The sequence below is a fragment of the Photobacterium rosenbergii genome (assembly GCF_033022775.1).
Taxonomy (GTDB): Bacteria; Pseudomonadota; Gammaproteobacteria; order Enterobacterales; family Vibrionaceae; genus Photobacterium; species Photobacterium rosenbergii_A.
On record NZ_JAWJZI010000005.1, the window covers coordinates 108,515 to 121,469 of the forward strand.

The 12,955-nt window shown below is 45.6% G+C and carries 9 protein-coding genes; all 9 read right to left on the reverse strand.

Features of this window, described 5'->3' with window-relative positions; genetic code table 11:
* Positions 1–140: 140 nt before the first annotated feature.
* Positions 141–1,409 carry a RidA family protein gene (locus R2X38_RS14090; RefSeq protein WP_317522915.1) on the reverse strand — a complete coding sequence of 423 codons (1,269 nt, stop codon included), beginning with the start codon at positions 1,407–1,409 and terminating at the stop codon, positions 141–143.
* Between the two features lie 606 nt (positions 1,410–2,015).
* Entirely contained in the window at positions 2,016–2,882 is an 867-nt protein-coding gene (locus R2X38_RS14095; RefSeq protein WP_317522916.1) for an endonuclease/exonuclease/phosphatase family protein, read from the reverse strand.
* Between the two features lie 80 nt (positions 2,883–2,962).
* A complete protein-coding gene (locus R2X38_RS14100; RefSeq protein ID WP_317522917.1) occupies positions 2,963–5,083 on the reverse strand; it encodes a metallophosphoesterase in 2,121 nt (706 codons plus the stop codon).
* 25 nt (positions 5,084–5,108) lie between these two features.
* Positions 5,109–6,230, reverse strand: coding sequence for a PTS fructose transporter subunit IIC (locus R2X38_RS14105; RefSeq protein WP_317522918.1), 1,122 nt, complete (start codon positions 6,228–6,230; stop codon positions 5,109–5,111).
* Positions 6,223–6,537, reverse strand: coding sequence for a PTS fructose transporter subunit IIB (locus R2X38_RS14110; RefSeq protein ID WP_317522919.1), 315 nt, complete (start codon positions 6,535–6,537; stop codon positions 6,223–6,225). Before R2X38_RS14110 ends, R2X38_RS14105 begins: the two co-directional genes overlap by 8 nt.
* The gene (locus tag R2X38_RS14115; protein WP_317523268.1) at positions 6,440–7,120 is read right to left on the reverse strand and encodes a hypothetical protein; all 681 of its coding nucleotides are present in this window, start codon (positions 7,118–7,120) and stop codon (positions 6,440–6,442) included. Before R2X38_RS14115 ends, R2X38_RS14110 begins: the two co-directional genes overlap by 98 nt.
* A gap of 178 nt (positions 7,121–7,298) precedes the next feature.
* On the reverse strand, positions 7,299–7,640 hold the full coding sequence (locus R2X38_RS14120) for a SemiSWEET transporter (protein WP_317522921.1): 342 nt from the start codon (positions 7,638–7,640) through the stop codon (positions 7,299–7,301).
* Between the two features lie 50 nt (positions 7,641–7,690).
* The gene (gene ptsP / locus R2X38_RS14125; protein WP_317522922.1) at positions 7,691–10,213 is read right to left on the reverse strand and encodes a phosphoenolpyruvate--protein phosphotransferase; all 2,523 of its coding nucleotides are present in this window, start codon (positions 10,211–10,213) and stop codon (positions 7,691–7,693) included.
* Positions 10,214–10,324: 111 nt separating this feature from the next.
* Complete coding sequence (locus R2X38_RS14130) at positions 10,325–12,949, reverse strand: glycoside hydrolase family 38 C-terminal domain-containing protein (RefSeq protein ID WP_317522923.1); 2,625 nt, start codon at positions 12,947–12,949, stop codon at positions 10,325–10,327.
* Positions 12,950–12,955 lie beyond the last annotated feature (6 nt).

The window sequence follows — 12,955 nt, forward strand, 5'->3', positions numbered from 1 at the left end:
TTGAAATAAGAAAACTACATGCTTTATTATCTTAAACAAAAACCACATGGTTCATGGCTTATTAAACAATAAAAAGGCAGGTATTTGGAAAATACCTGCCTAAATATTAACAATCTAAGTTTATTTACTTAAATCAAATATTATTTTACTTGCGGTAGCGTACCTTCACCGTTAGAAACAACAGCATCGATTTGAACCAAAGCATCCATTTCAATCTGAGAAACACCAACCACTGTACGAGCTGGTAGTTCACCATTGAAGAAAGTGGTGTAAACCTCGTTGATTGCTTCGATATCAGCAACATCTTTCAGGTGGATGTTGATTTTAACGATATCGTCCATAACATGGTCAACGCTTTCAACAATCGCTTTGATGTTCTTCAAGCACTGCTCTGCCTGCTCTTTAGCACCACCAGCAACGATAGCGTTTGTCGCAACATCCACTGGCAGCTGAGCAGCAATGTGGTTGTAGTGAGAGAACGCAACAGTTTGGGTGTGTAGCGCGTTACGTGGCGCAGCATCAGTGTTGTTAGCACGAATAACGATGTTGTGACGATCTTCAACTTCTTGTGGTGGTGTACCGTCACCGTGAGAAACAGAAGCGTCGATTTGCACTAGAGCGCCCATAGGTAGCGCATCTGCTGCAATGATTGAGCGTGCAGGTACGTATGCCACTGTACGAGCGATAGATGAATCAGGGAAGAAGGTTGAGTACACTTCGTTCACTGCATCAACATTAGCTAGATCGCTTAGGTATAGGTTGATTTTAACGATGTCATCAAATGGTACATCGATGCTTTCAAGGATCGCTTTCATGTTCTTCAAACACTGAGCAGTTTGCTCCTTCACACCACCTTCAACGACAGCACCCGTTTTAGGATCAACTGGAAGTTGAGCTGAGATATTATTGTAGTGAGAGAAAGCAACAGTGTGAGTCGCTAATGGATTTAGCGGTGCATTTTCAGTGTTGCGAGTCAGTTTAACAAGCGGGCAAGGTGCTTGAGGAGCAGTACCTTCGCCGTTAGAAATTAGTGCATCCATCTGAACGCGTGCATCGCTCATAGGTAGCGCTGAAACTTGAACCACAGTACGGGTTGGGATCAGGTTTTCAAAGAAAGTCGCGTAGACTTCGTCTACCGCTTCCATGTCTGCAATGTCTTTAAGGAACACGTTGATTTTAACAACGTCGTCCATCACGTGATCGATGCTCTCTACAATCGCCTTGATGTTTGTTAGACACTGTTTAGCCTGCTCTTTTACATCACCAACAACGATTTCGCCTGTTTTAGGGTCAACAGGTAGTTGTGCAGAAAAGTTATTGTAGTGAGAGAAAGCGACTGTTTGAGTAGATACAGTGCTTAGAGGGGCATTTTCAGTGTTTCGAGAAACTTTAATGATCGCATCAGTCATTTTTAATTATATCCTTTGATGTAGTACAGAAATAAATATCTATCTAAAGTAGATTTATTTTGAAGTGTTTTGAAAGTGAAGAGATAGTATGGGAAAAAATTAAGTTTAAATGTGACTTACATCAAAATATATTTTCACTAGCAGTCAGCTATTGATAGAATAATTAGTCATTTTACGACTAATTATCCATAAAAGTGATTATTTGCTGATTAGAGCTCCTTTTTTTATTCAAATAATTCGCAAATAATGAATACAATCTCAGCTAGTTATAATTAAATTCTGTGATGTTTTAGTCATTTTTGATAGCCTGTTCACAATAAATATATCCAAGTTAATATACACCATGCTTTTCTATGTCGTTTATAGCGCTATTAATGAATAAAAACCCTTATTAAATTCCAGTTGAGAATAAAAATCACCGCTTCATACGCATACTTCTACATGAAATTTAAGCTAATGAGCTAAATGTTAAATTATCCATTGAAATGATAGATAGTTGTTAACACCTCAATGAAAGTAAAAGTAATGAAGATATATAAAAAAGAAAAAGGCCAAACACATATGTTGGCCTTTTTAATAGGAAGCTTATTCAATAGCGGTTATAAACTATTGAAATGAGATATTTGATATCACAGATAAGTGATCAGAAGCGTAAATACCGTCTTTAATTACATTCCGATATTCAAACCTGTTGACCGCTAATTTATCATTCACGAAAATGTAATCGATATCTTCCGGTTTCTCCTTGCCATAGCCTTGATAGGTAAAGACTTGATCTTTATTGCCATTTACGCCAGTAAATGGTTGTTTGGTGATCTCCCTGGCATCCTGATACAAATCTGTTAATGCTTTATAAGATGCAGTATCACTCCGCTCAAAATTCAGATCACCCAGAACAATAACCGCATCACCTGCACCGGCTGTTATTTCATCCGCTTTCTTGCTTAGCAATATCGTACTTTTTTGTCGTGCCGTTTGGCCAATGTGATCAAAATGGGCATTAAATACCAGTACGCGCTTACCGGTCACTATCTCTTCCAAGCGCACCCACGTCGTTATACGGGTGAGATCGGCGTCCCAACCAACGCTGGCTACAACTTGTGGCGTTTCTGACAACCAGAATGTCCCACCACCAAGTTTTACATACTTATCATTGCGATAAAAAATCGGTACGGCTTCACCCTCAGCATTGCCGTCATCACGTCCTACCCCAACCCAACTGTATTCCGGCAATTGACGTGCCAGGTAACCGATCTGATCGCTGAAAGCTTCCTGTAACCCGGCAATGTCCGTTTGGGCAATGATATCTACCACTATTGCCTTACGGTTATCCCATGTATTGTTTCCATCATATTCGCTGCCGGCAACACTGTCTTTGCTATTGCGGATATTGAACGACATCACATCGAAATCCGCTGCCATCGCCGGTAGGCCAAGGGATATTAATAATGCCACTGCAATTTTGTTCATCATTAATTTCTCCATTAATGAAATTAAGAAGTGGCAGGGAAAGATGATCTTCCCTGCAACAAGAGAACATTAACCTTTGAGGTTTACTGTTTAATCTTTGGAACCTTTCCTGTTTCCAGATCCAATCGCTTCAAATCCACGATGGTTCCTTTATCCAGATTCAACTCGAAGTGATAGCTTGGCTCGCCATTAGCAAACTTGGTCAAGATGCCAAATAAGCCTCCAAAACGTTGTTTGAACACATCACCGAATTGGGTTGAATCCGTCACGGTCTGCTCAGCCAAGGTATTCGCCAAGAGTTCATATTGTGGCATCCGGTTTCGGTCGACGTCTTTGAAAGCCAATTCATCGGCATTTCTCAACCGGTAGAAATCGACAGCGAGATCAAAACCATTCCATTTTTCAAAGTCATCAAGCGATAGGCCATTGTCAGATGCTATCTGCTTGGCACTGGCCTCTGCCTGTTGCCATGCTTTAGAAAACGCGGGATCGTTAATACCTGATGGGTCGAAGTTCACTGGAGTTTCCTGACAAATTTCAATAGCATGGCGACCCTTTGCCAGTTTCATGACTTGCTCTTGAGTTAACGGGCTGTCTAACTGGCTAAGAGTCAGCATCTGACGGCCATCGAGTGCAAATACCATCTGTTTCAAGTCGCACGGCCATTCTTCCGGCAAGAAACGCATTCTTGTCAGTTCAGTGATATGCCAGTTGGTAAACTCGTAGTAATCCTTCGATGTCAGGACATCCTTGTTCCAAATTTCCTCAGCCGCTTCGGCCTTGAGGTGTTTCCACTCCTTCTCATAATGCTCAAACAACTCATCGAAACGCGGTACTTTGTCGAGTATCACCGTCTCGACTTCAACTTGGCTGTCCGTTTTAAAGCTCAACAGTTTGTAGGCTGGAACATAGGCTGCCATCGACGGAGCCTGAACGTTAAATATGAAAGACCCATCATCATAGCGTTTCACACCGGTGTCATTGAAATGCATGTGGCCACCAATATGGAGCTTGATCCCCGTTTTAGCCAAAGCATGGCTAACATCCTCTTTTGGCGAGCGTGCTAATTGGAAGTTACCCGGGCCGAAGATATCCTCTATGGTCTCCGCAGCGCCATTATAAAATTCCGTCATCGGGAAATGGCTGAAAGCCACCAGCGTCTTACCTTCGGCATGGGCCCTTTTAACGACGGTTTTCATCCATTCAATCACATGCTGTTTGTGAGTCAGCATCTTGTTGTAACCGGCATTACCCGAGCCAGCGAAGTTCGCAGCCAATTCTGGTTGAGCAGTATCGGCATCAGCATTTGGGATATACACGTTGGCATCGATTGCCAGCAACCACAACCCTTCCACAGGCTCGACGAGGTAGCTAGTATCAGGTACCGTAAAACAGGCCGAATAGTTTGGCTGTTTATACTCTCCCCCCGTCCCTTCGTGGCAAATCTCATACTGGCGCTGTTGATAGTTCGATTGGGCCAATGCCTCGTCGAAGTCATATGTGACTTGGGTATAGGTTGAATATGGTGTTTCCCAATACACATTCGATGCCTGCGGGAAGAAACCAAAATCTCCCAACTCCGCCATCAGGCCTTCGTAACCAAGTTCACGGATTTCTTCGGTACATACCGTTGGTAATTCATGGCCAGCATTAATGACAGCACTTTTGCCTTCGTAACCGACACACTCATTGGCACCTTTACTGAAAATACGCTGGGTCTTACCGTCTTTGCCGAGGAAGTCCTTCTCCCCGCTAGGTCTATCAAATGGGCGAACCGGGTCATGGTTACCGGGTGCGGCAAAGAACTCAATGCCATAAGTCTTAGCATAATGGTCGAGTATTTTTTTCAATCCCCGGATATGAACCGGTTGGCCGTCATCACTGAAATCACCCGGCAGAGCGATATACTTCACACCACGCCGCACGGCATCATCAAGCGCTGCCAGAAGGGCAAAGTAGTTTTCATTAAACAAGCGGGTCGAAGTCAGCTGGGCATGCATACTGCGGATAGTTGCATTCTGGCCACTATGGCTGTTTTTCAGGCCATCGAAACTGCCATCGTTAAAATCACCATATACATCATGGAAATGAATATCCGGCATGAAGGCGATTTGAACCTGCTCCGCTGCCGAGGCCGTATTAAATGCCAATGCTGTAGCCATAGAAACGAGGAACGCAACACTGCTTTTTCTGAACCTTTTCATTAAGGTATCTCCTTGAAGGGTCTTATTATTGGGCCCGTGTGATTTTGAATTTCGGTTTTGCTTCTTCTTGTTTTTTGGGTAGCTCTTCACCCTTGAAAACCAGCAATGAGCCAGCCGCGATGATGCCCGAGCCAACGGCAATTGCCAGCACATAAACCAGCCAGTTTTCAACAGCTAGCCAACCATAAAAACCAGAGATAGGTGCACGGTTTACAGCGCCTAACCCGACAGCCATAGCCGAGCCGACAGCTGAGCCGAGCACGTTCACAACGATAATTTTCGGATTTGCCAGTGCGAATGGAATGGCACCTTCAGAGACACCTATGAGCCCCATTAAGGTTGATGCCTTACCTGCATCTTGTAGGGAATGTGGGAAACGCTGCTTCCAGATAAGTGTAGCGACGCCAATACCGATAGGCGGAATAATAATAGCGACCTGAGCGGCGGTGTTCGGATCATAGATCCCAGATGCAAGCATAGCCATCGCGGTCGTTACCGCCGCCTTGTTGATAGGACCACCGAGGTCAAAGCCGACCATACCACCAACAACTGCCGCCAGGACAATCTTGTTGCCATCAGACATGCTTAGTAACCAGTTCTCCAATCCGCAGTTCATGGCTGCAAGCGGATCACCAATGATGTACATCATGACGAGACAGGCAAGTAAGGTACCGCCTACGGGGATAATAAAAATGGGACCGGCAGATGCAACAGATTTAGGCAGCTTAACCTTGGTAACCAGCAACTTAACAATATACCCAGCAATAAAACCAGCCGCCAAGGCACCGAGAAAGCCTGTTCCCATCTCTTTGGCTAACAAGCCGGCAACCATACCCGGAGCAATACCCGGTTTGTCTGCAATCGAGAAGGCGATATAGCCTGCGACAACCGGTAGCATCAGGCTCAGTGCCAGCCCACCAAAACCGTCAAAGGCATGGAAAAGTCGGACCAATGTATTGGCTGCTTCGGCGTGGCTTCCATCCCAAATATTGTCGATGCCATAGAATGACGCGCCGATACGGGCTATCCCCATGATCACTGCCCCGGCAATGATCAATGGCAGCATGTAGGAAACCCCGGTCATAATTGCGGTCTTAACTTCAGTTCCTACTGACTTTTCTTTTTTATTCATTGAAAACTTAGCCATTATTTATTTCCTCGCAAATTGCTTCGAAAACGGCATTTCCATGTTTAATTGGGTCTGCTACCGCACATTCCAAAATTGGTAAGGTTGAGAACCTGTCTTTTTTTGCAATCGCTACTTCAGCGGCAATAATACAACCGTCTGCACGTGCAATATCTTCCTCTGTTATTTCGTTTTCAATCCCCAAGCTACCCTGGGTTTCGACTTTTACTTCATGTCCTAATTCTTTTCCAACCATTGCCAGTGATTCTGCCGCCATATAAGTATGTGCGACACCTGTTGGACAAGCCGCAACACAAACAAAATACATAATTAACCTCATTGATTTTCACTTGGATAAAATAGAAAAAGCACAGAAAAGACATAAGTGCTTTCTGTGCTTTTATTCGGTTTGTTTCTTGCTTTGTATCTAGAACAGTTTCTAGAAGTAAAGCGAGTTCATTTTCTTGATAGTTTTGATGAGAAGTAGAACGAAAAGACAAGCAAGTGGTGAGGGTGAAAAGTTGCAAGTACGCGGCTGCTGGATCACCCATATTGCGCTGACAAGACAACATCTGTGCAATAGAAGAGTTCACACAACCATGAGATAGCAGATTAAAATCAGCAACTTGAATATTCAAGCGTGATTGCATTTCTGCTAACACAAGTAGCTCACGAACAGGCTTTTTACCCGACTTACGGAATGATAAACGATCAGTCACCGTATCCCACATTCCGCTCCACTGCTTAGCTATTGTATCTAGCTCATCAGTTTTGTTTTCATCAGACCGATTCAACTTCTCTAATTCAGGTGTTAGCGCTAGGCTAATATTTTCAAGCATAGTAAGCATGGAAAAGAGAGCATCTTTCCCCTTAACTACCACTATGCTGAAAAACAATATCAAACGAAGCATTGATATCACCTAATCAAATAAAAAGTTAACGAACTAATCCTAACAGTAATAATCTTATATCGTCTAAGACAAAGATCACATTAACAGGAGTATGTAGAAATCAATCTATTTTTTATATAGAAGGCACTTTAAGATAAATACCTTGTTTTTATAAAATTAATATTAAGAGTAAAGATTATTAAATTGCTGTATTTTCATCAGATTTAGACTTTAGCTTCATTAATAAAACAATACTTGAGAGAACCAAGGTAATACCATTGCCAAGCATAAGGGGCAGATCATGGGAGATTAATCCATAAATAAGCCAACATAAGATCCCAAACACAAACAAAACATACATAGCTAGCGAAATCCCTGCTGTATCTTTGGTCCTGATGGTATGCAGGACCTGGGGAAGAAATGACAGGGTTGTACATGCTGCCGCCAGGCTACCTAACATGGTGGGATGATCTATCATCACAGGCAGCCCAATGGCCAATATTGTCATCACGACCAATACATTCAACGATATTACTTTCATTATTTTCAATCCAATACAGCCCCTCAGGCATTTACCCGAAGTCATGTTGCCTATGCCACCTGCTCGTAGAGGATCCCTTTGAGCAGGGCAATTGTTTCCCCACTGCTAGCGGCGGGGTTCATTAATGCCTCGCGAAAATCTCGGTGCATCAGTTTCCGGGCCAGTTTGGAGAAAATACTCATATGAGTCCCCTCTTCATCACGACTGGAAATCGTCAGCATGATCACAGCAGAGACAGCTTCCCCCTCCGCTTCATTCCAAATGATTGGCTTCTCGAGTTGTGCTATCGAAATACTGTTATGGCTAACAGCGTCAGACTTACAGTGTGGAACCGCGACACCAAAGCCCAAGGACGTTGCAAAGATAGCCTCCCTTTCCCAGATAGCCTGCTCTACCGCATCGGCTTTTTCCGTCCTGCCCTGTACTTCGAGGTTATCCGTCAACTGCTTGATCACACCGGCTTTATCATTGGCATCACACCGAATAACAAGGCTTTCGGATAGAATTTCTGGTTTTTCCTGCTGTTGCCAGAAGTGTTCGATACACGCCTTCACCTGATCTGCCGTTCCTTGGGCGCAGACTTCGTCAAGCAACTTACCGCATGCATCAAAATCAACTTTAGCCAGTTCTGCTCGTAACGGGATAATACTCGGCGCCGACATGCTGATTTCATCAAACCCCATGGCTAACAGTAGTGGCAATGCCCTTTTGTCACTGGCCATCTCACCACAGATACCCAACTCAAGCCCTGCACTTTTTGCCGCTCTGGCTATGTCACGCAGGAAGGCAATAAATCCAGGATGGAAGCTGTCATAAAGAGATGAAACTTGGCGGTTACCTCGATCACACGCCATGAAGTACTGGGTGAGGTCATTACTGCCTATTGAGATGAAATCGATCAACCCTGCCACTTTTTCAATCAAGTAACGTGCTGAAGGCACTTCGACCATAATGCCTAGCCGCCACTGGCCAACTTCTGTCCCTTCGGCCTGCAATTGTGCTTGGCATTGCTGGCATAACTGACTGATCCACTCCACCTCTTCCATGCAAGAAATCATCGGGATCATGATATCGACTTGACCATAACGAGATGCCTTTAGCAAAGCTCTTAGCTGAGTCTCTACCATAGCTTGGTACTGCGGGTACATCCGAACAGCGCGATAGCCCAAGAATGGATTTTCTTCTTCAGGTAACTCCAGATAAGGCAAAGGCTTGTCTCCGCCAATATCCAAAGTACGGATAATGACTGATTTTCCTGCAGCAGCCTCGATAACTTCACGATAAACCTCGAACTGTTCATCCTCATCAGGTGCTTGTTCTTGGTCCATAAATAGCATTTCGGTTCGGAATAGCCCTATCCCTTCAGCGCCCCGTCCAAAGGCACTACCGGCTTCCATACCCATTGCGATATTGGCAAACAACGCCATACGCTTTCCGTCTTTGCTTTGGCCCTGGCTGGTCGCAAATGGTGTCAATATGGACGTTTTAGCCGCCTGTTTGCGTTGCTCTAACAGATAGAACTTATCCACTTTTTCATTTGGCTCGCGGATCAAACAACCATAGCTAGCATCAACCACCAAAGTATCAGTACCATGTGCAAAGGCATTGACGCCCTCAACAGCGGTTAATACCGGTACACCAAAAGAGCGTGCCAGAATCACGGTATGCGATGTCTGTCCTGCTTCTGCTAGTACAAGCCCCTTGAGTAGTTGCTTATCCAATGCCAAAAACTCACTTGGCGTCAGGTTATCGGCGATTACAACACTGTTTTCAGAAAGAACAATAGGCTGCTGAAGGGGTTTACCCAAAACAATACCGGCTAACCTTGCACACAAGTCATCGATATCCAACGCCCGTTCACGCATGTAATTACTCTGACTTTTCAGCAATGGTACTTTTAACTCATCGCTTGCCTTTGCAATAGCATGGATAGGATTTCCCTGAGTGCTGAACTTCACCAACGATTCACTGAACAAACTGTCACCTGCAATCTGCAAATGGGCTTTGAGGATAGTGATCTCTTCATGACTGCTTTTTGATTCAGTTTCTACGATTTCCTGTTCAAGCTGCTGGCAAAGCGTGAACAACGCTTTTGCCAGCACGCTTTCGACGTTGCTACCAGACTGTAATTGCACATCTATAGCCAATTGGTGGAGGTCGATCTTGCTGCAAACAACCGGTCGCCCTCGGCCAATACCTGGGGAAACAATGGTGCCTCGAACCAAATCCGGCTCGGCTTTCACCAGCGCCACGGGAAGGGGCTGGTTTACGTCAGCTTCGATCACTTCCAGCGGCTCATCGCAAGAGGCGAAATCCCTGTCAATGAAGGATTTAATAGCCTCACAGGCAGCTTGCTCATCAGCGCCTTCGAATACCAGAAGACAATCGTCCCCCATTACAACATCGGCACCAACCAGCGAGAGCACACTTTTGGCGTCTGCTTGTGTGCCTTTCGTTTTATTCATGAGGGTGATCTGACAGCTATACCGCTTTGCGCGGATCTCTATTTCAGCAGCAGGCCTAGCGTGAATGCCATTAACCAACGGATTGGTAAAATCAAATGATGTAGTCATGATTGCCCCTTGGGGTATATTTTGTTCGAATTTTCGGTGTAGCAGGCCACTCACCCGATCCGTTCACCCTGGATCTGTAGTGAGGGCCTAATGTTATGGTTTAGGTTTTGCCTAAAGACTTTCTTTGCTCAATCGAAGGCCAATAATGCCTTGTGCAGGGATTGTCGTATCGGTTGTCGCATCACCCATTACTCGCTCCATACCGTCTACCTGCCAGGCCTTCCATCCAGACGGAAGTTGGCCCAGTTTGGCCTCGCCTTTACCGGCATTCATCAAACGAATGACGATACTATTGGCATCGTCCTCGCAGACCTTGATGGCGCTAACAGCCACTTCTGGCGTGCCGAGCGCCACTAGGCTGAATGCTTCCGGTGCTGTGAACACTGGCGGTGCAATCATAAAGCGTTGCACCACCCCGTTATGCAAGGTCAACGGGGTACTCAACCACTCTTTCACTTGTTGACACAATCCTGCGTCAAAAGCACTACCACTGAATGGACAAAGTATCAGTCGGAATGACAGTGGCTGGCGAAGTTGAGAGTCAGGGCTGGCATCAGGCAGCCCGGACAGACGGCCTGGCCGGTATTTCAAGTCAGGTTTTCCGACAAAACCCATCGCTCGAAACAAAGTAATGGCAATCGAGTCATCATATTGCTGGTATTCACGGATACCGTCAGTCATCACAGCCAAACCACCTTTAGTGGTCTCCCCTGCAACAACACTTTGCATCGGGAAAATCGGTACTGGGCATGATGTCCACTCTTGGGCCTGCCAAACAGACAATGCAGACGCATCATCCCCACGCTTAATTAAGCCGATAGGCTGATCGGCCACACTCTGGGCTCGAGCAAAATCGCCATTAATATGTAGCTGCACCCGATGGTCGTTAGCCTGATTGTCCAGCTCAACCGAAATTTCCAAACCTCGGCTGCCTTTTGCCAACCCAAGGATCACGTCGATGCGCTGTGTTACCGAACATTGTTTCGCTGCGCGCTCAGTTAAATCCGCAGGTAACATGGCTTGGTAAGAAATACGAACTTCAGAGCGCAAGCGACCTTCGGATACACTGATTGCATCTTCAAGCACTTCATAGGAAATTTTCAGATCGTCATGCGGCTCAGAAAAGTCGTAGTTATCACCATCATCACCACCATCGATCAAGGTAATCACATCATCCCAATGCTGGCCGCTGTCGAGACAAGATAAACTCACCCTGCCATACTTATCGACATCAACTTTCATGGCTTCGTTAACTATGCTGATTGATGTCTCTTCAGTTGTTTGAGGCAGGCACGCGTTAGTGGTTATGTCCCCATCTGCCAAGCGCTCTACCCTCAGGTTGCGATAGCCACAGGCAGGCAAACCTTCCAAGGACACCCAAACGCGGTGGCGGTACCAGGAGCGGAATCGCTCATCGCCCAAAGTGGTTGGATCCTGGACTATGGCATTGATATCGACCTGTTTGCACGAGATAGACTGCATCTCGACGATTTGCCCACCGTCGTGAATGGCCAGATTGCGAGTCGGCAGCACCAGATCCAACTCTATTTGGGCATTGCGTGAATAAGGCAATGGGTTGAAAACCAACACATACTCACCCTCTTTGCCTTTGGTTGATGCATCTGCCAGTTGCTTGAGCGTGATCGCTTGTAAACGCTCTGCATTTTCACGTACAGCTTGAATACGGGCTTTAACCTGGCGGTTGACTGAGTCAGTGTTACAACCGCCGATAGAGTCATGAGCATGACTTTGCATCAGTTGTTTCCAGTTTTTCTCCATCAAGCCGTACGGGTATTTCAAGCCCAGCTCATTGGCAACCGTCAACAGTGGCTCCAACTGGTTGACCATTAAATTCTCGACATCACTATTGAGCTTCTTGATATCGTAGCGGGTTGAATAAATCCCGCGGTGGATACGGCTGTATTTGCCGTAGAGCATTTCGCTCTCAACGACAGGTAAACTGTCGTTCGTCGTTTGGGTGAAATAGTCTTCAAAAGTGCACAGCTGATATTGATAAGGCCGCGATTCATTCGCGTACTTGATAGCTTCAACCGTTTCCCTTTGCCAAGGCTTTTGATCGTGCCCTCCCATGAACAGAAAGTGCTCACGTTCACCCGGCCAAAAACGTTCAGCTATTTTCTGGTCGATACCGTCAAGGTGGGTATCCATTGGCTTCATTCCCTGGAAGGCACTGTAGCCAAACTCGAGTACCGCAGTTGTCACTTCGCTGCCATCCGGAGCCCGCCAGACAAACTCAGTATTGCTGCAAATCCCTTCCCAGATCCCACGCCAGAACACGCATTTATCTATATTAAAATGTTGGAGAAGCTGAGGCAGTTGCTCACTCTGGCCGAATGAATCAGGTACATAGCCAACTTTCATTATTGCGCCAAAGCGCTCGGCATCACGGCAACCCCACATCAAGTTTCTGATCTGCGATTCGCCATGGACCACACATTGATCGGTTTGAGTGTACCAAGGGCCAACTAATAACTTGCCCGACTCAACCAGGGCTTTCACCCTCTCTGTATCTTCAGGTACAACACTCAAGTAGTCTTCAAGCATCACCGATTGGCCATCAAGCACGAAGCAAGGCAATCCATCATCACTTTCCAGCTGTTCTAGGATTTGCTGCATGGTAAAAACGAGTAAGACTTGTGATTCTTCCGTGCTGAAGTACCACTCACGATCCCAGTGAGTATGAGGAACTATGTAGGCTTTCTTATTCATTGACATCGTTCT